General features: G+C 35.5%; 21 protein-coding genes. 18 read left to right on the top strand and 3 right to left on the bottom strand.

The genetic code is table 11. From position 1 onward, the window contains the following. Window positions 1-75 precede the first annotated feature (75 nt). From C7J90_RS07885 to rpmB, 3 genes are all read right to left on the bottom strand, one after another. Complete coding sequence (locus C7J90_RS07885) at window positions 76-921, bottom strand: IS3 family transposase (RefSeq protein WP_116093958.1); 846 nt, start codon at window positions 919-921, stop codon at window positions 76-78. 23 nt (window positions 922-944) lie between these two features. After that, window positions 945-1,487 (bottom strand): helix-turn-helix domain-containing protein, encoded by a 543-nt coding sequence (locus C7J90_RS07890; RefSeq protein ID WP_232618805.1) that lies wholly within the window; start codon window positions 1,485-1,487, stop codon window positions 945-947. 580 nt (window positions 1,488-2,067) lie between these two features. After that, window positions 2,068-2,256 carry a 50S ribosomal protein L28 gene (rpmB, locus tag C7J90_RS07895; protein WP_086429264.1) on the bottom strand — a complete coding sequence of 63 codons (189 nt, stop codon included), beginning with the start codon at window positions 2,254-2,256 and terminating at the stop codon, window positions 2,068-2,070. 347 nt (window positions 2,257-2,603) lie between these two features. On the opposite strand from rpmB, the gene C7J90_RS07900 reads away from it, so the two are divergent. The 18 genes from C7J90_RS07900 to trmD all read left to right on the top strand — a co-directional run bounded on the left by C7J90_RS07900 (window position 2,604) and on the right by trmD (window position 21,889). Next, entirely contained in the window at window positions 2,604-2,978 is a 375-nt protein-coding gene (locus C7J90_RS07900) for an Asp23/Gls24 family envelope stress response protein (protein WP_103210420.1), read from the top strand. Window positions 2,979-2,990: 12 nt separating this feature from the next. Then, window positions 2,991-4,655 carry a fatty acid kinase catalytic subunit FakA gene (gene fakA / locus C7J90_RS07905; protein WP_103210422.1) on the top strand — a complete coding sequence of 555 codons (1,665 nt, stop codon included), beginning with the start codon at window positions 2,991-2,993 and terminating at the stop codon, window positions 4,653-4,655. 224 nt (window positions 4,656-4,879) lie between these two features. Further along, window positions 4,880-5,545 (top strand): L-serine ammonia-lyase, iron-sulfur-dependent subunit beta, encoded by a 666-nt coding sequence (sdaAB, locus tag C7J90_RS07910; protein ID WP_103210423.1) that lies wholly within the window; start codon window positions 4,880-4,882, stop codon window positions 5,543-5,545. 13 nt (window positions 5,546-5,558) lie between these two features. Then, the gene (gene sdaAA, locus C7J90_RS07915; RefSeq protein WP_103210425.1) at window positions 5,559-6,428 is read left to right on the top strand and encodes an L-serine ammonia-lyase, iron-sulfur-dependent, subunit alpha; all 870 of its coding nucleotides are present in this window, start codon (window positions 5,559-5,561) and stop codon (window positions 6,426-6,428) included. Window positions 6,429-6,430: 2 nt separating this feature from the next. Then, the gene (recG, locus tag C7J90_RS07920) at window positions 6,431-8,476 is read left to right on the top strand and encodes an ATP-dependent DNA helicase RecG (RefSeq protein WP_103210427.1); all 2,046 of its coding nucleotides are present in this window, start codon (window positions 6,431-6,433) and stop codon (window positions 8,474-8,476) included. Window positions 8,477-8,955: 479 nt separating this feature from the next. After that, a complete protein-coding gene (fapR, locus tag C7J90_RS07925) occupies window positions 8,956-9,516 on the top strand; it encodes a transcription factor FapR (protein WP_167388995.1) in 561 nt (186 codons plus the stop codon). A gap of 1 nt (window position 9,517) precedes the next feature. Then, window positions 9,518-10,504: a phosphate acyltransferase PlsX gene (gene plsX / locus C7J90_RS07930; protein ID WP_103210430.1), complete on the top strand. Its 987-nt coding sequence runs from the start codon at window positions 9,518-9,520 to the stop codon at window positions 10,502-10,504. Further along, window positions 10,497-11,423, top strand: coding sequence for an ACP S-malonyltransferase (gene fabD, locus C7J90_RS07935; protein WP_103210432.1), 927 nt, complete (start codon window positions 10,497-10,499; stop codon window positions 11,421-11,423). Before plsX ends, fabD begins: the two co-directional genes overlap by 8 nt. Then, on the top strand, window positions 11,416-12,153 hold the full coding sequence (gene fabG, locus C7J90_RS07940) for a 3-oxoacyl-[acyl-carrier-protein] reductase (RefSeq protein WP_103210434.1): 738 nt from the start codon (window positions 11,416-11,418) through the stop codon (window positions 12,151-12,153). The genes fabD and fabG overlap by 8 nt, the downstream gene beginning before the upstream one ends. Before the next feature lie 265 nt (window positions 12,154-12,418). Then, window positions 12,419-12,652 (top strand): acyl carrier protein, encoded by a 234-nt coding sequence (locus C7J90_RS07945; protein ID WP_019165520.1) that lies wholly within the window; start codon window positions 12,419-12,421, stop codon window positions 12,650-12,652. A 248-nt stretch (window positions 12,653-12,900) separates the two neighbouring features. Next, window positions 12,901-13,632 carry a ribonuclease III gene (rnc, locus tag C7J90_RS07950; RefSeq protein ID WP_103210436.1) on the top strand — a complete coding sequence of 244 codons (732 nt, stop codon included), beginning with the start codon at window positions 12,901-12,903 and terminating at the stop codon, window positions 13,630-13,632. A gap of 4 nt (window positions 13,633-13,636) precedes the next feature. Next, window positions 13,637-17,200 carry a chromosome segregation protein SMC gene (gene smc / locus C7J90_RS07955; protein ID WP_103210437.1) on the top strand — a complete coding sequence of 1,188 codons (3,564 nt, stop codon included), beginning with the start codon at window positions 13,637-13,639 and terminating at the stop codon, window positions 17,198-17,200. A gap of 3 nt (window positions 17,201-17,203) precedes the next feature. Then, window positions 17,204-18,412 (top strand): signal recognition particle-docking protein FtsY, encoded by a 1,209-nt coding sequence (gene ftsY, locus C7J90_RS07960; protein WP_103210439.1) that lies wholly within the window; start codon window positions 17,204-17,206, stop codon window positions 18,410-18,412. Next, on the top strand, window positions 18,405-18,737 hold the full coding sequence (locus tag C7J90_RS07965; RefSeq protein ID WP_103210441.1) for a putative DNA-binding protein: 333 nt from the start codon (window positions 18,405-18,407) through the stop codon (window positions 18,735-18,737). Before ftsY ends, C7J90_RS07965 begins: the two co-directional genes overlap by 8 nt. Before the next feature lie 13 nt (window positions 18,738-18,750). Next, the gene (gene ffh / locus C7J90_RS07970) at window positions 18,751-20,115 is read left to right on the top strand and encodes a signal recognition particle protein (RefSeq protein WP_103210442.1); all 1,365 of its coding nucleotides are present in this window, start codon (window positions 18,751-18,753) and stop codon (window positions 20,113-20,115) included. Window positions 20,116-20,246: 131 nt separating this feature from the next. Further along, a complete protein-coding gene (rpsP, locus tag C7J90_RS07975) occupies window positions 20,247-20,522 on the top strand; it encodes a 30S ribosomal protein S16 (RefSeq protein WP_103210444.1) in 276 nt (91 codons plus the stop codon). A gap of 147 nt (window positions 20,523-20,669) precedes the next feature. Next, window positions 20,670-21,173 (top strand): ribosome maturation factor RimM, encoded by a 504-nt coding sequence (gene rimM, locus C7J90_RS07980; protein ID WP_103210446.1) that lies wholly within the window; start codon window positions 20,670-20,672, stop codon window positions 21,171-21,173. Continuing rightward, complete coding sequence (gene trmD, locus C7J90_RS07985; RefSeq protein ID WP_103210448.1) at window positions 21,170-21,889, top strand: tRNA (guanosine(37)-N1)-methyltransferase TrmD; 720 nt, start codon at window positions 21,170-21,172, stop codon at window positions 21,887-21,889. The genes rimM and trmD overlap by 4 nt, the downstream gene beginning before the upstream one ends. The last annotated feature ends 117 nt before the right edge of the window (window positions 21,890-22,006 follow it).

Consider the following 22,006-nt stretch of genomic DNA (forward strand, 5'->3'; position numbering starts at 1 on the left):
AGGCTAGGACATCAATCCCAAAATAAATAGCGCTAAGATGATTTTTGTACTGAACCCCAAAAGTTGTACTTTGGTTTAGTATACAATTTCAAAGGTTTGTTTCCTATATTGTGTAGGAGACAAGCCTTTTAATTTTGCTTTAATTCTTGTATTGTTATAAAAATTGATATATTTATGAATTGATTGTTCTAATTCTTGGAATGTTTCAAATGATTGTCCATAATACATTTCTTGCTTTAATAACCCAAAGAAGTTTTCCATTGAGGCATTATCTAAGCAATTGCCTTTTCTAGACATACTTTGAAATACATCATGTTCTTTTAATGACTCAATATAGTTTCTATTTTGATAATGCCATCCTTGATCTGAATGAATTGTCATTCGATAAAAAAGTTGCGGTCTCATTGCTAGTAATTCAGTTAAAGGTTCAATAACAATATCTATAGTAGGACGCTTTGATATACGATAACTTAAGATTTCCAAGTTATATAAGTCCATAAAAGGTGATAAATAGGCCTTTGTTCCATCGCGTAATTTAAATTCTGTAATGTCTGTAACCACTTTTTGATAAGGTCGATCTGTATTAAAACGACGTTTTAATATATTTTTAGCTACTTTACCTATAGTTCCTCTATAAGAATTGTATTTTCTTGTTTTATGCTTAAATTTCGTACATGTTAAATGGTGTTCTTTCATAATTCGTCTTACTTTCTTATGATTGACTGTCATTCCTTTATTAGCCAATGCTTGAGTAACTCGACGATAACCATAAGTATAATCACTTTCTTTACAAATTTGCTTAATAGATTCAACTATATCTATATCTTTTTTAGGTTTTTTGAAACGTTCAAGCCAGTAGTAGTACACGGATTTAGCTATTTCTGTAACTTCAAACAGAAGGCTTAACCCAAATTGATACATTTCATGTAATTCTTTAATGACCTTTACTTTTTCGGATGTTTGCTTCCGTAATGTTGGGTCAAGCGTTGTAACTTTTTTTGATAAGCGATACCTGCTTTCAACATTTCATTTTCATTTCTAAGTCTTTCTAATTCTTCGCGTTCATCTTCTTTTAATGGTAAATGATTATCTGGTTTAACTTTTGTCTGCTTTCTTTTCATTTTAGAAGGACGTCCTCTCTGTTTATTGTCTAAACCGAGAATACCTTCTTCATTAAATTTACGCTGCCAAACGGCTAACATAGCTGGATTAGAAATTTTAAAGTGATTGGCTGTTTCTCGATAAGACAATTTATTTTCTTGTCTAAATCTTAAAACAGATACTTTAAAATCTCTAGTATATTCTTTATTCTGCAATTTTTTATCTAATCCTTTTGGTCCAAATTCCAAATACTGGTTAACCCATCTTTGAAGTATAGAATAATGAGATATACTATATTTTTTAGCTAATTTCTCATATCCTAAACTACTATTTAAATATTCCTGAACTATTTTTAACTTGATTTCAAATTTATAATGTTTACCCATAAAAATGCGTCTTAGCGCTTCTTTTTATGATGTGACTTCGCTTTCAGGAGGAACAACCTCAGGAGTCTCGTCATCAATACTTTGTACGTGATGAAAATCTGTCGTTCTGAGGAATCGTCCATACATATATTTACTGAGTTATTTTACCTCTCAGTCAAATTGGACTGGTTTCATTAAATTAAGGCGTTATGCAATAATGGATTGCTTAACGCCTTTTTCGTTGTGTCATCATAAAGTCTTGAACATTAATGCCTCTTTTAATACGACATAAATCAGTAAAATTGAGTTGGTAAAACATATTTTATAACTTAGGGGTGTGAATAAATATAGTAAATTTGATTGATTCCTAAGCCGAGACTTCTGAGGCGCCTAGAAAAGCGAGGCTTTATGGAACAATCAAATAAATGAAATTATTTATACACCAGTCCGATTTACTATAGAACCGTTATTTTGTCTTAGATGCTTCAAAGTTACATTTAAAATCAAAAAAAGACAAACCTTCTTATTTCAATAAGATTGGTTTGTCTAAAAGTTAAACGAAATCTTCCACATAAAGATTCCGTTTATATCGATAACTGAATTATACACGAGTAACTTTACCTGATTTTAAAGCACGTGCTGAAACCCAAACTTTTTTAGGTTTACCATCAACAAGAATTCTAACTTTTTGTAAGTTAGCATTCCAACGACGCTTAGTCGAGTTTAAAGCGTGTGAACGTCTGTTACCTGTTGAAGCTTTACGTCCTGTTACGAAACATTCTTTACCCATCATCGTACCTCCTTTAAGAAATACAAATACACTTTGCTACTACATACTAACGTAATATACCATAAAGGAGACAGTTGTGCAATGGAAATTTACTGTGATTTTTAGAAATGTCTTTGTGATGACAGTATTTTCTGTTATAATTTACAATTGTGATTATATACTTTAATTGTAGCTATTCTATTCACATCTTAAAAGTGATACGTTGAACAAACATAATATGAGTTTCATTTTGGCACACAGTATTATAAAATATTGTAATATAGTGAAATATGAACAGACTTTAATGAATTTACCAAATAAATACTAACGAAACACGTAGAGACTCATATAGTGAGGAGGCAATTGTGATGACATTGGAAATTACAAATGATTATGGCAGTATTGATATATCAAATGAAGTGATTGCATCTGTAGTTGGAGGAAAGGCTGTTGAATGTTATGGCATCGTGGGTATGGCGTCACGACAACAAGTAAGAGATGGTATTGCAGAAATATTAGGACATGAAAACTATGCTAAAGGCATTGTAGTACGGGAGAACGATGGTATATTAGACGTTGATATGTATATCATTGTTAGTTATGGTGTTAAAATTTCTGAAGTTGCTCAAAATGTTCAGTCTACTGTGAAATATACATTAGAGCACACACTTAAACTTACTGTAAATTCTGTGAATATATTCGTACAAGGTGTACGTTTCAATCATGACAAGAAGGATAAATAGGAGGACGTTTGCATGATTACGAAAATCAACGGTAATTTGTTTGCCGAAATGATTATACAAGGGGCTCAAAATTTATCAAATAATGCAGATATGGTTGATGCATTAAATGTATATCCAGTACCAGATGGCGATACTGGAACAAATATGAACCTTTCAATGACATCAGGAAGAGACGAAGTACAAAACAATCCTTCTAGTCATATTGGTCAATTAGGTAAAGTCTTTTCAAAAGGACTACTTATGGGAGCTCGTGGGAATTCAGGTGTTATTTTATCTCAAATTTTTAGAGGCTTTTCAAAAGCATTAGAAGAATACAGTGAAATAGATGCAAAACAATTTGCACAAAGCTTTGATGCGGGAGTTCAAACGGCATATAAAGCTGTGATGAAGCCTGTTGAAGGGACTATTTTAACAGTAGCTAAAGATGCAGGTAAAGTAGCTGTCGAAAAAGCAGAAGAAACGAATGATTGTTTAGAAATTATGGAAGCAGTTTATGAAGCGGCTCAAAAATCTCTCGATAACACGCCTAATTTATTACCTGTTTTAAAGGAAGTAGGCGTTGTAGATAGTGGGGGTAAAGGTCTGACACTTGTGTATGAAGGTTTCCTTAAAGCGATGAAAGGTGAAACGATAGCAGCGCAAACACCTAAAGTAGACACAGAAACATTATTTAATGATGAACATGACTTTCACGGTGTTATTAATACTGAGGACATCGTATACGGCTATTGTACTGAGATGATGGTACGTTTCCAATCTGATAAAAAACCATTCAACGAAGCGGATTTTAGAGAGGCGATGAGTCAGTTTGGCGATTCTTTATTAGTCATCAGTGATGATGAAATCGTAAAAGTTCATGTGCACACTGAAACACCTGGTAAAGTATTCACATTTGGACAAGAATTCGGGGAACTGATTAAAGTTAAAGCAGAAAATATGCGTGAACAACATCGTGAAGTGTTACGAAAAGAACGTTCTCACCAATCTAAAGGAGAACCTAAAACACAATCAAAGAATGATGTTGAAACAGCTATTATCACCATTTCAATGGGTGAGGGTATATCTGAACTTTTCAAATCAATGGGTGCGACTCATGTCATTAATGGGGGGCAAACCATGAACCCATCAACTGAGGATATTGTCAATGTAATCAATGAGAGTGGTTGCAAACGTGCAATTATTTTACCAAATAATAAGAACATTCAAATGGCGAGTCAACAAGCAACTGAAATAGTAGATATTGAAGCAGTTGTCGTGCCTACGAAGACTGTACCACAAGGTATTGCTGCGATGTTCCATTATGATCAACAAGCGAGTCTTGAAACAAATCATGAAGTGATGACATCTGCACTAGCAGACGTTCAATCAGGTTCAATGACTTATGCAGTTCGAGATACTAAAATAGACGGCATTAATATCGAAAAAGATGCTTTTATGGGACTTGTTGAAGACAAAATAGTAGTAAGCGATCGTGACCCAAATATCGTTCTTCAAAAGACATTAGATACGATGTTAAAGAGTGACAGTGAAATTTTAACAGTGATTGTTGGAGAAGAAGCTGAGCAATCTCAAATTGATTGGATAGAGTCATATGTTGATGAGCATTATGATGAAGTCGAGGTTGAGATTCAAAATGGACATCAACCCATTTATCCATTTTTATTTGCTGTTGAATAGTTGATAACAAAGATGCACAGATGTGTTCTAGTATCATTTAAGGTTTGAATGAAGCTGAGATGATACGAGCATTAAATCTGTGCTTTTTTAATGTAAAAAAGGGTATACCTTAAATAATAAAAATTGATAAATGATAAATTGCAATCATTTTTCATAATATTTATTAAAATTTTATCAATTGCTATAATAGATTTGATGATGTGTTATAAACAAGGGGGAGCAAAATGAAATATAAAAGTGTTTTTGATATTATTGGACCAACGATGGTTGGACCTTCATCGTCACACACGGCAGGAGCTGTGAGGATTGGTCTAGTCGCTAAAGATTTATTTGGCGAAAAGCCAGAGCGTGTAGATATTTATTTATATGGTTCGTTTATGGAAACATATAAAGGCCACGGTACGGATGTTGCACTCGTAGGGGGACTTTTAGGATATGATACGGATGATGACCGAATCGAAAACAGTTTAGAAACAGCGAAAAGTGAAAATATTCGTGTCAACTTTATTGAAATGACTGAAGAACGTGCGCACCCTAATACTGCCATCATTGACATGACTCGTGGCGAAAAGAATATTTCAGTCGAAGGGGTATCAATTGGTGGTGGCAAAATCGAAATTGTCGCTATTAATGGATTTGCTCTTGCGATAAGTGGCAACTATCCGACACTACTCGTTTTCCACCAGGATACGTTTGGGACCATTGGAAAAGTCGCAAATATTATAGGTGATCATGGTATTAATGTTGGTAGTATGCAGGTTTCCCGCAAAGAAAAAGGAGACCAAGCATTGATGACATGTGAGCTCGATGATGATATTTCATCACAAACTCTCGATGAAATTCGGCAAGTGCCTGGTGTTGTAACGGTTTCTTTAATGGGAGATGCATAATGGAGGGGAAGATATGTTTAAAAGTGTAAAGGAATTAATAGCTAAGTGTGAGTCAGAAGATAAAGCGATACATGAAGTCATGTTAGAACAAGAAATGGCTGTAACAGGCTTGTCTAAAGAAAAAGTATACGAATATATGAATCGAAATTTTGAAACAATGGAAAACGCAGTTCATGACGGCATTCAAGGTGTCACTTCAAAAACAGGTTTGACAGGGGGAGATGCCGTATTACTTCAAAAATATATTGAAAGTGGACGAGCCCTTTCTGGATATACGTTACTGGATGCAGTTAGTAAAGCGGTTGCTACAAATGAAGTCAATGCCGCAATGGGAAAAATATGTGCGACACCTACTGCTGGTTCAGCAGGTGTTGTACCTGGTGTTTTATTTTCGCTTAAAAATCAATTACAATTAACACGACAAGATATGTTGAATTTCTTACTTACGGCGGGTGCTTTCGGTTTTGTTGTTGCGAATAATGCATCAATTTCAGGTGCTGCAGGTGGCTGTCAAGCAGAAGTAGGTTCAGCAGCTGCGATGGCTGCGGCAGCTATTGTTGAAGCGGCAGGAGGTACACCTAGGCAATCATCGGAAGCATTTGCTATTTGTATGAAAAACATGTTGGGGTTAGTATGTGACCCGGTTGCCGGTTTAGTAGAGGTTCCTTGTGTCAAAAGGAACGCAGCAGGTGCTTCTAATGCTATCGTTTCTGCAGATATGGCGCTAGCAGGTGTTGAATCGAGGATACCAACAGATGAAGTAATTGAAGCGATGTATAAAATTGGTCAAACAATGCCATCTGCTTTGCGAGAAACTGGACGTGGAGGATTAGCCGGCACGCCAACTGGTCAACGTTTAAAACAACAAATTTTTGGTGATTAAATATGACAAAAATCAGTTTGATTGAAAATCCATACAGCTTAAGTGAATTAAAAGGACTTGGCCCAAAACGTTTAGCGATATTAAATGAAATGAACATTAATACAATTGAAGATTTGATTTTGTACTTACCGACGCGATATGAAGACAATACAATAGTCGATTTGTCTGAAGCAAAAGATGAGGAGGATGTGACAGTAAGAGGCGAAGTTTATACAACGCCAACTGTCGCATTTTTTGGACGCAATCGCTCTAAGTTAACAGTTCACTTGATTGTTAATAATATTGCAGTTAAGGCAGTATTTTTCAACCAACCTTTTTTGAAAAAGAAGATACAGTTACATCAATCAGTCATCATTAAAGGAAAATGGTCTAGACGAAAGCAAGAAATTAAGGGTTCAAAGATGATTTTTAATGACGAACAAATAGACAAAAGTCAGTATACGCCGATTTATCGTGTGAAAGAGGGCATTAAACAAAAGACTTTAAGAGATTTGATACGCCGTGTCATTTCAGATGTCAAGATACGTGAATGGTTGCCAAATGAATTAAGAACCAAATATAAATTGGAAACATTACATGACACTTTACATGCTTTACATCAACCGAAAACGAAAGAAGACTTACTGAAGTCAAGACGTACATTTGCTTTTACAGAATTTTTTATGTTTGAACTACGTATGCAGTGGTTGAACCGTATCGAAAAATCATCTGATGATGCTGTTGAGGTGGAATATGATTTAGAGCAAGTGAAAAAGTTCATCCAACAATTGCCATTCGAATTAACAGATGGCCAAAAACAAAGTGTCAATGAAATATTTAGAGATTTAAAAGCGCCTATTCGAATGCATCGATTGTTGCAAGGAGATGTAGGATCAGGAAAGACGGTAGTCGCAGCGATTTGTATGTATGCATTAAAAACGGCGGGCTATCAATCAGCGTTAATGGTGCCAACGGAAATTCTCGCTGAACAACATGCGAATAATCTGGTTGATTTATTTGGCAATCAAATGAATGTCGCTTTATTGACAGGTTCAGTAAAAGGAAAAAAGCGTGCACTTTTATTAGAACAGTTGGTAAATGGTGACATCGATTGTTTAATTGGTACACATGCGCTTATTCAAGATGATGTTGCATTTCACAATGTTGGACTTGTTATTACAGACGAACAACATCGCTTTGGTGTACAACAGCGTCAGAAGTTAAGGGAAAAAGGAGCACTGTCGAATGTGTTATTTATGACAGCGACACCGATACCTAGAACGCTGGCCATTTCAGTTTTTGGAGAAATGGATGTATCCTCTATTAAAAGTATGCCTAAAGGCCGTAAACCTATTGAAACATATTGGGTCAAACATGAAGGTTACCAAAAGGTTTTGAATCATATGGAAAGTGAATTGGCGAAAGGCCGGCAAGCTTATGTGATATCGCCGCTTATTGAAAGTTCTGAGCATTTAGAAGATGTTCAAAATGTCATCGCACTATTTGAAAACCTTAAATCACAACTTCCAAATAGGCAAATTGGCATTCTTCATGGCAAAATGAGTTCTGATGAAAAAGAACAAGTGATGCACCAATTCAGCACACATCAAATAGATGTCTTGGTGTCGACAACGGTCGTAGAAGTAGGTGTGAACGTGCCTAATGCTACCTTTATGATGATTTATGATGCAGATCGTTTTGGATTGTCTACTTTACATCAATTACGTGGGCGCGTAGGACGAAGTGATCAACAAAGTTATTGTGTGCTGATAGCATCTCCCAAATCAGAAACAGGGATTGAACGAATGACCATCATGACGCAAACAAATGATGGCTTCGAATTAAGCGAGCGTGATTTAGAAATGAGAGGTCCAGGTGATTTTTTTGGTGTTAAACAAAGTGGTTTACCTGACTTTCTTGTCGGCAATTTGGTTGAAGATTATCGAATGTTGGAAGTTGCGCGTGATGAAGCAGCTGAAATGATACAGTCTGGGACATTTTTCACTGATGAATTTAAGAATCTAAGAGCGTTTATAGAGTTGCATATGTTGCATCAAAGCTTTGATTAAGACTGCAAATGATAAAATGACATTTAGAGGCTGGACATCAATCCCAAAATAAATAGTGCTAAGATGATTTTTAATCAAAATGCGTCTTAGCGCTTCCTTTTATGATAAAACTTATATGACTTCGCTTTCCGAGGGGACAGCATCAGGAGTCGCGTCATCAATACATCGTTTATGCATGTCATTATTTCGATATAAGACACTTTCGTATCATTTACTGAAAGGAAAAACTCAAGATTTTTTGTAAATGCTTATGAAAACCTCGAAGATTTTCAAGTACTGAGGTATTTATGTCTCAGCCACTATATTTTCATGATAAATAGGTGATTTTCGAGTGAACGTAACACTGTATCATTAGCTTTTCAATTTGATAGATGGGGGGATAGGATTTGATACACTAAATTGCTTTGAAGATAAAGATGAACATGTTAAAATAACATGGAGTCATTTAAGACTTGGTACTAAATTTGGGTGGCGATGATGTGAAAAAAAGTAAAAATGAAAGACGCGCTTTAATTGAGAAAACAATCCATCAAAATCCGTTTATGACTGATCAAGCACTCAGTGAAATGTTTCACGTCAGTATTCAAACGATTCGTCTTGATCGGAGTCAATTACAAATTCCTGAATTGCGCACGCGAATCAAACAAGTAGCCGAAGAACAATATCAAAATATCAGCGCATTAGAAAATCAAGATATTATTGGAGATATTATCGCATTAGAGCCTAATCGATCGGCGCAGTCCATTTTGACGATTTCACAAAAAGATGTTTTTACGCGTAAACATATTGCGAGAGGGCATATTATTTTTGCTCAAGCCAACTCGCTTTGTGTCGCTATTGTGAATCATGCGTTAGTACTTACAAAAGAAAGTCATATACACTTTGTGAATCCTGTCAAACTAGGTGATCTTGTATCAGCTTATGCCACTGTTGAATATCAAGGAGAAAAGTATTATGAAATAACCGTTGTTTCTTATGTAGGTGATACGAAAGTTTTTGAAGGTCTGTTTAAAATGTATTACATAAGTGAGGATGAATAAGATGGTAAAAATAGCAGTAGATATGATGGGTGGAGATGATGCACCGCAAATCGTTCTAGAAGCTGTAGAAAAAGCAGTTCATGATTTTGAGGATCTTGAAATCATATTATTTGGTGATGAAAATCAATGTCAAATCAATCATCCGCGTGTAACAATACGTCACACGTCTGAAAAAATCACGATGGAAGATGAGCCAGTACGTGCGATTAAACGTAAAAAAGAAAGTTCAATGGTTCAAATGGCAGAAGCTGTAAAAAGTGGTGAAGCAGGTGGCTGTGTCTCTGCTGGGAATACAGGTGCATTAATGTCAGCTGGACTATTTATTGTTGGCCGTTTGCCAGGTGTTTCAAGACCGGCACTCGTCGTGACATTACCAACTGTAAGCGGAAAGGGCGTTGTGTTTTTAGATGTTGGCGCAAATGCTGATGCCAAGGCTGAACATTTGTATCAAAACGCGCTACTCGGTCACATTTATGCTGTGAATTTACGGAATATCAAAAATCCTAGAGTGGCATTACTTAATATTGGAACAGAGGCCCAAAAAGGAAACAGTTTAACTAAAAAGACTTATGAGCTTATGTCTCAAACTGAGCAATTTAACTTTATAGGTAATGTTGAAGCTAAATCAATCATGGAAGACGATGCAGACGTCATTGTAACAGATGGCTATACAGGGAATATGATTTTGAAAAATCTTGAAGGTATTGCAAAATCTGTAGGCAAAATTGTCAAAAATGATTTGTTATCAAGCTTTAAAAATAAAATTGCCGCACTCATTATGAAAAAAGATATTAAAGCATTAGCGAAGCAATTAGATTATTCGGAATATGGTGGTTCAGTCTTATTAGGATTGGATGGCATCGTAGTCAAAGCTCATGGCAGTTCTAACGCTAAAGCATTTTACTCTGCTATTAAGCAAGCTAAAATTGCTGTTGAGACCCAAATTGTTGAAAATATGCGTGAGAAGGTGGGAGAGTTAAATGAGTAAAACAGTGTTAATGTTTCCTGGTCAAGGTGCCCAAAAAGTAGGAATGGGAAACGATTTATATCAAACAAATGAAGCTGCGACTCACATTTTAGAAAAAGCCCAGAAAAATACAGATTTTGATATTCTAGAAACAATGTTTACAGACAAAGATGAAAAACTAGGATTAACAGAAAATACACAGCCAGCGTTATTAACGCACAGTATTGCATTGTATGAAGCGATGGGTCGTCCTCAATCTGATTATACTTTAGGGCATAGTCTTGGGGAATATTCAAGTTTAGTGATGAGCGGAGTACTGCAATTTGAAGATGCTGTCAAAATCGTTCGTCGTCGTGGAGAGTTAATGTCTCAAGCATTTCCAAATGGCGTAGGAAGTATGGCGGCTGTATTAGGCTTAAGTTTAGAAGAAGTGCGCGCCATTTGTGAAAAACTGTCAACGCAAGATGAACGAATTGAACCAGCTAATATTAACTGTCCAGGTCAGATTGTCGTTTCTGGTCACCAGTCATTAATTGATCAGTTTGTGTCAGAAGGGAAGGCCTTAGGGGCTAAACGTGTTTTACCTTTACAAGTATCAGGACCTTTCCATTCTTCAATGATGAAAGTGATTGAAGCTGATTTTGAAGCATATATCAATCAATTTGAATGGCATGATGCCACAGTGCCAGTTGTTCAAAATGTACATGCTCAAGGTGAAACGAACGGAGAAACAATCAAAAAACATATGATTAAACAATTATACTCGCCTGTACAATTTATTGACTCAGTTCAGTATCTGATCAGTCAAGGTGTAGACCACTTTATTGAGATTGGTCCAAACAAAGTATTGTCAGGATTAGTTAAAAAGATAGATAGAAGCGTAAAAATAACTTCGATTCAAACGCTCGAAGATGTAAAGGAATGGTTAGCAAATGAGTAAAGTAGCATTAGTCACAGGAGCCTCTCGTGGGATAGGACGTAGTATTGCATTACAACTTGCAGATGAAGGATATACTGTTGCAGTCAACTATGCAGGTAGCAAAGATAAAGCAGAAGCGGTTGTCAATGAAATTAAAGAAAAAGGTGTTGACGCCGTTGCCATTCAAGCTAACGTTGCAAATGGTGATGAAGTTAAGGCAATGGTAAAAGATGTTGTCAAAACATTCGGTTCACTGGATGTACTTGTCAATAACGCAGGTATCACTAGAGATAACTTATTAATGCGAATGAAAGAGCAAGAGTGGGATGATGTGATTGATACAAACTTAAAAGGTGTCTTCAATTGTATTCAAAAAGTAACCCCTCAAATGTTAAAGCAACGTTCAGGGCGTATCATTAACTTATCAAGTGTTGTCGGTGCTGTTGGGAATCCTGGTCAAATTAACTATGTTGCAACAAAGTCAGGTGTGATAGGTATTACAAAAACAGCTGCTCGTGAGCTTGCTTCCCGTAATATTACAGTAAATGCTGTAGCTCCGGGGTTTATCGTATCGGATATGACAAACGCACTTAGTGATGAGTTAAAAGAAACGATGAAAACACAAATTCCACTTGGTCGTTTCGGTGAAGATAAAGATATTGCAAATACAGTAGCATTTTTAGCTTCAGACAAAGCAGCATATATTACCGGTCAAACGATACATGTTAACGGTGGTATGCATATGGAATAATTGGAATATGACAGTTCCAATTGTCTTATTTTAAAGAAAATGATAACCCGAGATTTAAATGCAGAGTTTTCAACAATGTTTATCGGATATGGGTTGTATTTCTTAAAATAAAATGGCAAAATATAACAGTCAACTATTAAAAATCGTTGTATAAGCGTTGTTTATAGACAAGATGAACGTTACAAAAAGCTATCGTTTTTTATTTGAAGATAGCGTATATGTTGATTTTACAACAGCTTAAATCCTTTAAAGGAGGTGAAAGACTGTGGAAAATTTCGATAAAGTAAAAGATATCATTGTTGATCGTTTAGGTGTTGATGCTGATAAAGTAACTGAAGATGCATCTTTCAAAGATGATTTAGGTGCAGATTCACTTGATATCGCTGAGTTAGTAATGGAATTAGAAGATGAATTCGGTACTGAAATTCCAGACGAAGAAGCTGAAAAAATCAATACAGTTGGAGACGCTGTTAATTACATTAATACACTTGAAAAATAATTGTTTTCATCTGAGTCGATGTTTTCGGCTCAGATTTTTTACTAACTGTGAAGAACAAGGAGAGAGGTGTTAGGATGCCATTCATTGTTTTTCGAAATATCATCTGTTTTAAACATTTTATTTCTCTTTTTTCACATCTTTTTATCCTAATTACATTAAATAAGTGATATGTCTATACATAGATACAAAGAAATATCGGCATATAGGATCAAAATATGAAATGAGCCTATAAATAAGGAGGATTATGAATGACGAAAACGCGCAAACAAGAGCTGATTAATACTTTTCAACAGCAATTTGAACTCAAAATGCAAGAACTGAGTTTATCGTATAATAATATTTCAATTTATCAACAAGCTTTCTCACATTCAAGCTTTATCAATGACTTTAATATGGGGCGTTTAGAACATAACGAACGGCTCGAATTTTTAGGAGATGCAGTATTAGAATTGACGGTATCACGTTTTCTATATGATCAATACCCACACCTACCAGAAGGTGATCTTACGAAAATGCGTGCAAACATAGTATGTGAACCCTCACTTGTAATATTTGCAAATAAAATTCACTTAAACACGCTTATTTTGCTTGGTAAAGGTGAAGAAAAGACGGGCGGGCGAACGCGACCTTCACTTGTGGCTGATGTATTCGAAGCGTTTGTAGGTGCATTATATTTAGATCAAGGTTTAGACGTTGTAAAAACCTTTGCAGAAAGTGTTATATTTCCATTTGTTGAAGATGAACAACTTATGGGAGCAGTTGACTTCAAAACAAAATTTCAAGAATATGTTCACCAGAGATATTTGGGTCAATTGCAGTACCGCATTATTAAAGAAGATGGCCCTGCACATAATAAAAAATTCACATCAGAAGTGCAATTAAATCATGAAGCTATTGCACAAGGGACAGGACGTACAAAAAAAGAATCTGAACAAAAAGCAGCAGAAAAAGCATTTTTAGCACTGACACAAAAGGAGTAAAAACATGGTGAGTTTAAAGTCTATTGATGCATATGGGTTCAAATCATTTGCTGAGCCAACACAAATTCAATTCGATAAAGGTGTCACAGCAATAGTAGGTCCCAATGGAAGCGGTAAAAGTAACATAACTGATGCTATAAAGTGGGTGTTAGGTGAACAGTCTGCACGCACTTTGAGAGGAAATAAAATGGAAGACATCATTTTCTCTGGTGCAAAGCATCGCAATGCACAAAATTTTGCAGAAGTGCAGCTATGTCTAGACAACGAAAAAGGATTGCTCAATATTGATGCAAAAGATGTAATCATTACGCGTCGACTATACCGTAATGGAGACAGTATGTTCTTTATCAATAACGAGCGTCAACGTTTAAAAGATATTACCGAACTTTTCATGGATTCAGGATTAGGTAAAGAGGCATTCAGTATTATTTCTCAAGGACGTGTTGACGAAGTTTTAAATGCTAAACCAACAGATCGTCGTCAAATTATTGAAGAAACGGCCGGCGTTTTAAAATATAAGAAACGTAAAGAAGCTTCTTTAAATAAGTTATCCCACACAGAAGACAATTTATCACGAGTAGAAGATATCCTTTTTGACTTAGAAGGACGTGTCGAACCTTTAAAGGAAGAAGCAGCAATTGCTAAGGAATATTTACAACTTTCTGAAACGTTAAAAGAGAGTGATATTCGTGTCACTGTGCATGATATACAATCTTATCAAAATCAGATTTCTGAACATGATGACGCATTAAACCAATTGAAAAGTGAACAATCTGACATACAAAGCAAGAAATCAAGTATGACAAACACAATTCAAACACATAAAGGGAAACGTTTTGAAATTGATCAGGAGCTTGAAAAACTCAATCATGAGTTAGTAAAGGCTACAGAAAATGTTGAGAAATTAACTGGTCAATATAATTTAATTGAAGAACGTCAAAAAAATCAATCTCAAACATATGCACGTATTGAAGAAGAACAAGAAAGCATACAACTAGAACATGCTTCAATAGTAAAAGAAATACAGCAATCAGAAGAATTGATAATGCAATTAAAAGAAAAGCGTACTCAATTGATTTCAACTATTCAAGAACTTGAAACATTGTTATACCAAGCAGATCATTCCACTGAAGAAGATATAGAAAATTTAAAAGATAGCTATTATCAGCTTATGACAGAGCAATCAGATATTAATAACGATATTCGATTCTTATCAAGAACAATTGAAGAGCATCAAAAGAAACAGTCAAGATTAGATTCTAAATTAAAAGAAGCGTATGAAGCATTACAAGATGCTCAGTCAAATATGAGTAACATTGAAAAGCAAAAATCAGATAAACAAAAGCAACTGGACAGTGTGAATAAAAGAATTAAGCAAACCGAACAAAAGCTAGCATCTATCAAAGCTGAACAAGTGGATTCAGAAGAGAAGTTATACCAAGCATATCGCTATAATGATAAGCTCAAGTCTCGGATTGATGCAATGCAGTCGAGACAAGATGACTTTACTTATTATTATCAAGGCGTTAAAGCAATTCTCAAAGCAAATCAAACCTTAAATGGTATACACGGGGCAGTAGCACAAAAATTAGACGTCCCATCTGAATATACAACAGCAATTGAAACAGCATTAGGTGCAACGATGCAGCACATTATCGTTGATGATGAGGTGTCTGCTAGAAAAGCGATTCAATATTTGAAGTCTAAACAACTTGGTCGAGCGACATTTTTACCGTTGTCAGTAGTACGCTCTAAACAACTTGATGCTTCAATGATACAAAAGGCGAAACAATTCGAAGGATATATCTCAGTGGCTAGTGACCTTGTTCGTTATGAAAAGAACTATCAAGCCATCGTTACAAACTTACTTGGTCGCACAATAGTAGTTGACCATCTTAAGACAGCGAATGAAGTTGCAAAGGCCATTCAATATCAAACACGTATCGTAACATTAGAAGGGGATATCGTTAATCCCGGTGGTTCAATGACAGGCGGGCGTCAACAACAGCGTCAATCCGTATTGAGTCAAAAAGATGAATATCAGCGACTTGTGACTCAATTTGACAACTACACGCAACAAACACAGCAACTCGAGAAGTTCTGTCAACATAAAAAAGAAGAACAAGAAACTTTAAGTAATGAATATTTGAAACTTCAACAGCAACATAATCATCTTAAACAAGCACTACATGATTTGGATTTACAATATGATCGTTTTTATAAAATAGAACAGCGATTAAAGAATGAAAATGAAGAATTTGAGTTTGAAAAAAACGATGGTTATGAAGTTAACAAAAGTCAAGAAACACTCAAAATCAAAGATGAACGAAAAATAGAAATCCAACAAGAACTTGAATCTTTAGAAAAGCAAATCAACCAATTAACCGAACAAAACAAGTTAGACAAAGTTCAATTTAATCAAAAACAAACCGAGCTGCACCAACATCAATCGGATTTAGCGGTGGTTAAAGAAAAATTGTCGACGCAAGTACAAAATTTAAAACGTCATCAAGCTTCCAAAGCACGTCTGATTACACAACAAGATAAACTTAATGACCAATTAAAAGTTATCAATTCAGATGATGTAAATGATGTTTCGACGCTCACATCGATTGAAGAAAATATCAACTTATATCGTGATCAAAAAGAAGAACTACTTGAAAAACAAGATGTATTTCGTCAGGAACGTCAACAGATTGAAGATTTAATTGAATCAAATGAGGAAGCGCTGGAAAGGACACATCAAGCGCTCTTATCTATTGAAAATCGTTATCAAGAAATCAAATCATCACAATCACGTTTAGATGTTTTAATTGATCATAGTTTAAACCACTTAGATGAAAAATATCATATTACGTTTGATTATGCGAAATCGAACTATCCTATTGATACAAGTGAAATAGACGCACTTAGACAGAAGGTGAAACTGACCCAAATGTCTATTGACGAACTAGGTCATGTTAATTTAAATGCAATTGAACAATTTGAAGAAGTTAACGAACGTTATACATTTTTATCTGAGCAGCGACATGATTTACGTGAAGCAAAAGAGACACTTGAACAAATTATTCAAGAAATGGACAAAGAAGTGGTTGAGCGATTCAGTACAACATTTCATGCTATTCAAGAACAATTTGAACATGTATTTAAGACATTGTTTGAAGGTGGTCAAGCGGAATTAACTTTAACAGATAATGATTATCTTACTGCGGGTGTTGATATTAAAGTGCAGCCGCCAGGAAAAAAATTGCAGCATCTCTCTTTACTCAGTGGAGGAGAAAGAGCATTAAGTGCAATCGCGTTATTGTTTGCTATTTTGAAGGTTAGATCTGCGCCATTTGTAATCCTTGATGAGGTGGAAGCGGCTCTTGATGAAGCGAATGTTGTACGTTATGCATCCTATTTAAAACAATTATCACAATCGACACAATTTATTGTGATTACGCATCGAAAAGGGACTATGGAAATGTGTGATAGATTGTATGGTGTGACTATGCAAGAACTAGGCGTTTCAAGATTAGTAAGTGTTAATTTGAATACGATAGATGAAATGTTAAAGGAGGAGTAAAACATGAGTTTCTTTAAACGATTAAAAGATAAATTTGCTAAAAATGACAAAGATCAAGCAGAAGCAATCGAATCACCGGCTCAAGAGAGTGATGTACCTCAAGAAGAGTCAGAACAACAATCAATAGAAGAAACAACACAAAATTCCAAAGACAATTCAATAGATTGGAACAGTCAAGGTGATGATGAATTTGATGATGGTTTAATATCAATTGAAGAATTTGAAGAAATCGAATCGCAAAAGTTAGGCGCTAAATTTAGAGAAGGTTTGGAAAAGTCGAGAGCAAATTTTCAAAATCAATTGAATCATTTATTAGCACATTATCGTAAAGTAGACGAAGATTTCTTTGAGGCACTTGAAGAAATGTTGATTCAAGCTGATGTTGGTTTTAATACAGTTATGGAACTTGTAGATGAGTTGAGAATGGAAGCTAAACGTCGCAATATTACAGAAACAGAAGATTTAAGAGAGGTCATTGTTGAAAAAATCGTTGAAATTTATCATCAAGAAGATGACAAATTAGAGGAAATGAACATAGAAGAAGGTCGACTTAACGTCATTTTAATGGTAGGTGTCAATGGTGTAGGTAAAACAACGACAATTGGTAAATTGGCTCATCGATATCAAGCACAAGGTAAAAAAGTGATGTTAGCTGCGGGGGATACATTCCGTGCAGGTGCCATTGAACAATTAGAAGTATGGGGCGAACGTGTCGGTGTGGAAGTCATTCGTCAAAATGAAGGTTCTGATCCTGCTGCTGTCATGTATGATGCGATAAATGCTGCTAAAAATAAGGGTGCAGATATATTAATATGTGATACAGCGGGACGTCTTCAAAATAAACAGAACTTAATGAATGAGCTTGAAAAAGTCAAACGGGTGATTTCAAGATCAATCCCTGAAGCACCTCATGAAGTATTATTATGTCTTGATGCAACAACGGGTCAAAATGCACTGTCTCAAGCTAAATCATTCAAAGAGGTGACAAACGTTACGGGTATTGTGTTAACCAAATTAGATGGAACGGCTAAAGGTGGTATTGTACTTGCAATTCGTAACGAGCTCCATATCCCTGTCAAATTTGTAGGACTAGGCGAAAAACTTGATGATTTACAACCATTTGATGCAGAAAGTTATGTTTATGGATTATTTGCAGATATGATTGAGCAAAATGTACCAGAAGATGATTCAGAGGCACAAGACAATGCGTGAAAATGATTTAATTAAAACTGTCCGAATGAATTATTTGTTTGATTTTTATCAATCATTATTAACAAACAAGCAGCGTAACTATTTACAACTGTTTTATTTAGAAGATTATGCACTTAGTGAAATTGCTGAGACATTTGATGTGAGTAGACAAGCCGTGTATGATAACATTAGAAGAACTGGCGATTTAGTTGAAGATTACGAAAAGAAGTTGAAACTTTATCATCGTTTTACACGAAGACAAGAAATTTATAGAGATATGAGAAAATATATCGACGAACCAGAAAAGTTAAAACAATATATTCAAGAACTTGAAGAATTAGAATAAGGAGGGTCACTTTATGGCGTTTGAAGGTTTATCCGATCGTTTGCAAGCGACGATGCAAAAAATTAAAGGTAAAGGTAAAGTGACTGAAACTGACATTAAAACAATGATGCGTGAAGTGCGCCTAGCATTACTCGAGGCAGACGTTAACTTTAAAGTTGTTAAAAACTTTGTCAAGACAGTTTCAGATCGTGCATTAGGTTCTGATGTAATGAAATCACTCACACCAGGTCAACAAGTAATCAAAATTGTACAAGAAGAACTTACAGCTTTAATGGGTGGCGATAATGCGTCTATTTCGATGTCTAAAAAACCACCAACAGTTGTGATGATGGTTGGTTTACAAGGTGCTGGTAAAACAACAACTGCAGGAAAACTCGCATTATTGATGCGTAAAAAATACAATAAAAAACCACTTTTAGTCGCGGCGGATATTTATCGTCCTGCAGCGATTAAGCAATTGCAGACCGTTGGAAAACAAATTGATATTCCAGTCTACACAGAAGGAGATCAAGTGAAGCCACAACAAATCGTTGAAAATGCGATTAAGCACGCTAAATCAGAACATCTTGATTTTGTTATCATCGATACTGCTGGTCGATTGCACATTGATGAAACGTTAATGAATGAACTACAAGATGTCAAAGAAATATCTAAGCCAAATGAAATTATGCTTGTAGTTGATGCTATGACAGGTCAAGATGCTGTTAATGTAGCTGAATCATTTGATAATCAACTTGATGTAACAGGTGTCACACTTACTAAATTAGACGGTGATACGCGTGGTGGTGCTGCACTATCCATTCGTGCTGTGACTGAAAAACCAATTAAGTTTATAGGTATGAGTGAAAAGTTGGATGGCTTAGAGCTTTTCCATCCAGAGCGTATGGCATCTCGTATATTAGGCATGGGTGATGTGCTGAGTTTAATTGAAAAAGCACAACAAGATGTAGATGAAGAAAAAGCAAAAGACTTAGAACAAAAGATGCGCACATCTTCATTTACATTAGAAGACTTTTTAGATCAACTTGATCAAGTGAAAAACTTAGGACCACTTGATGATATCATGAAAATGATTCCAGGAATGAATAAAATGAAAGGATTGGATAAGCTTAATATGAGTGAAAAACAAATCGATCATATTAAGGCTATTATTCAATCTATGACACCAGATGAACGTGAAGATCCTGCAAAGTTAAATGTATCACGTAAACGTCGTATTGCGACGGGGTCAGGTCGTTCTTTACAAGAAGTTAATCGCCTATTGAAGCAATTTAATGATATGAAGAAGATGATGAAGCAGTTTACCGGTGGTGGAAAAGGCAAAAAAGGGAAGCAACAACTTCAAAATATGCTAAAAGGGATGAATTTGCCATTTTAACTTAAATTGAGTATGAACAGTTCAAAAAATTTAAATGGTAAAGTATTTTCTCTTTACAAAGCTTTTGATTCCTGTTATTATAATTTCTTGTAGATAACAAAATTAATGTAATCAAAGGAGAGAATTGATAAATGGCAGTTAAAATTCGTTTAACACGCTTAGGTTCAAAAAGAAACCCATTCTACCGTATTGTAGTTGCAGATGCACGTGCGCCACGTGATGGCCGTATCATCGAGCAAATCGGTACTTACAATCCAGCTGCAGTTAATGCACCTGAAGTTAAAATCGATGAAGAATTAGCTTTAAAATGGTTAAAAGATGGTGCGAAACCAACTGATACTGTACACAATATCTTATCACGTCAAGGTATCTTAAAAACATTTGACGAGCAAAAGAAAGCTAAATAATTAGCTTTTTAGCATGTGAAGTATGAAGCGTGTTTATCGTTTTGTATTTCAGCATTTCAAGGGGCTGAGCCAACTAATCGTATGATTGTGACTCAGGCCCTTTTGTCTTATTGTTACAATATTGATAAATAAGGGGCTGTGTTTGAGATGGAAGTAGAAGTAGGCAAAATTGTGAATACGCATGGTATTAAAGGTGAAGTGAAAGTACAGTCTCATTCAGATTTTACAGATATACGTTTTCAACCTGGCGAAGTTTTAGAGGTAGAGCATAAAGGGAGACGTTTAAATTTAACTGTCACATCTCATCGACTACACAAAGGATTACATATGTTGAAATTTGAAGGATACGATAATATTAATGATATCGAACATTTAAAAGGGCATATGTTATATCAAGAGCGTGACCATGAAGAGATTGAATTAGGCGAACATGAATACTACTATTCAGATATTATAGGCTGTACGGTTTTTGTTGAGGACGAGCCAATTGGACGTGTGGTCGAAATTTTTGAAACAGGTGCGAATGATGTTTGGATTGTCAAAGGCGATAAAGAACATCTTATCCCTTATATTGAAGAGGTTGTAAAACAGATTGATATCGAAGGGCACCGTATTGATATTACACCGATGGAAGGATTGCTATCAGAATGAGAATTGATTATCTAACACTTTTCCCAGAAATGTTTGATGGTGTTTTAAATCAGTCTATATTGAAGCGGGCGCGAGAAAAAGGCCTTCTCGATACGAAAGTGATTAATTTTAGAGAATACGCTAATAATAAGCATCATCAAGTTGATGATTATCCATATGGAGGTGGGCAAGGGATGGTACTAAAACCTGAACCTATTTTCAATGCAATGGATACAATCCAAAAGACGGACCAAACGCGTGTCATTCTGATGACGCCACAAGGACAACCTTTTAACCAAAAGTTAGCAGAATCACTTTCAAAGGCAGAACATCTCGTGTTTATTTGTGGGCATTATGAAGGATATGACGAACGCATTCGAACAGAATTAGTAACTGATGAAATATCAGTTGGTGATTATGTTTTAACAGGTGGAGAGCTCCCTGCAATGGTGATGACAGATGCAATTGTGCGTCTTATTCCAGAAGTATTAAGCAACCAAATGTCACATGAAGATGATTCATTCTCAAGTGGATTATTAGAATATCCGCAATATACAAGACCGCGTGAGTTTAAAGGTATGAGTGTTCCTGATGTTTTATTATCAGGTGATCATCAGCGTATTGAGACATGGAGGCACGAGCAATCTTTATTGCGTACATTAAAAAAGCGACCTGATTTATTAGACACATATCCACTGACAGAGGAAGACAAAAAATATATCAAATTACACAAATGATATTGAAATTATAATAAGACTGTGCTAGTATAATCTGAGTGTGGAAACACAAATATCACTATGATCCGCTGCTCTAAAGATTGTCGAAGCATGAACATAGTTTGAAGGAGAGAATAA

The organism is Staphylococcus felis, from assembly GCF_003012915.1.
In the GTDB taxonomy this organism is placed as follows: domain Bacteria; phylum Bacillota; class Bacilli; order Staphylococcales; family Staphylococcaceae; genus Staphylococcus; species Staphylococcus felis.

Coding starts and splice junctions, on each gene's coding strand:
- C7J90_RS07885 (WP_116093958.1), bottom strand. CDS start 921: ATGTATCAATTTGGGTTAAGCCTTCTGTTTGAAGTTACAGAAATAGCT.
- C7J90_RS07890 (WP_232618805.1), bottom strand. CDS start 1,487: ATGGGTAAACATTATAAATTTGAAATCAAGTTAAAAATAGTTCAGGAA.
- rpmB (WP_086429264.1), bottom strand. CDS start 2,256: ATGGGTAAAGAATGTTTCGTAACAGGACGTAAAGCTTCAACAGGTAAC.
- C7J90_RS07900 (WP_103210420.1), top strand. CDS start 2,604: ATGACATTGGAAATTACAAATGATTATGGCAGTATTGATATATCAAAT.
- fakA (WP_103210422.1), top strand. CDS start 2,991: ATGATTACGAAAATCAACGGTAATTTGTTTGCCGAAATGATTATACAA.
- sdaAB (WP_103210423.1), top strand. CDS start 4,880: ATGAAATATAAAAGTGTTTTTGATATTATTGGACCAACGATGGTTGGA.
- sdaAA (WP_103210425.1), top strand. CDS start 5,559: ATGTTTAAAAGTGTAAAGGAATTAATAGCTAAGTGTGAGTCAGAAGAT.
- recG (WP_103210427.1), top strand. CDS start 6,431: ATGACAAAAATCAGTTTGATTGAAAATCCATACAGCTTAAGTGAATTA.
- plsX (WP_103210430.1), top strand. CDS start 9,518: ATGGTAAAAATAGCAGTAGATATGATGGGTGGAGATGATGCACCGCAA.
- fabD (WP_103210432.1), top strand. CDS start 10,497: ATGAGTAAAACAGTGTTAATGTTTCCTGGTCAAGGTGCCCAAAAAGTA.
- fabG (WP_103210434.1), top strand. CDS start 11,416: ATGAGTAAAGTAGCATTAGTCACAGGAGCCTCTCGTGGGATAGGACGT.
- rnc (WP_103210436.1), top strand. CDS start 12,901: ATGACGAAAACGCGCAAACAAGAGCTGATTAATACTTTTCAACAGCAA.
- smc (WP_103210437.1), top strand. CDS start 13,637: ATGGTGAGTTTAAAGTCTATTGATGCATATGGGTTCAAATCATTTGCT.
- ftsY (WP_103210439.1), top strand. CDS start 17,204: ATGAGTTTCTTTAAACGATTAAAAGATAAATTTGCTAAAAATGACAAA.
- C7J90_RS07965 (WP_103210441.1), top strand. CDS start 18,405: ATGCGTGAAAATGATTTAATTAAAACTGTCCGAATGAATTATTTGTTT.
- ffh (WP_103210442.1), top strand. CDS start 18,751: ATGGCGTTTGAAGGTTTATCCGATCGTTTGCAAGCGACGATGCAAAAA.
- rpsP (WP_103210444.1), top strand. CDS start 20,247: ATGGCAGTTAAAATTCGTTTAACACGCTTAGGTTCAAAAAGAAACCCA.
- rimM (WP_103210446.1), top strand. CDS start 20,670: ATGGAAGTAGAAGTAGGCAAAATTGTGAATACGCATGGTATTAAAGGT.
- trmD (WP_103210448.1), top strand. CDS start 21,170: ATGAGAATTGATTATCTAACACTTTTCCCAGAAATGTTTGATGGTGTT.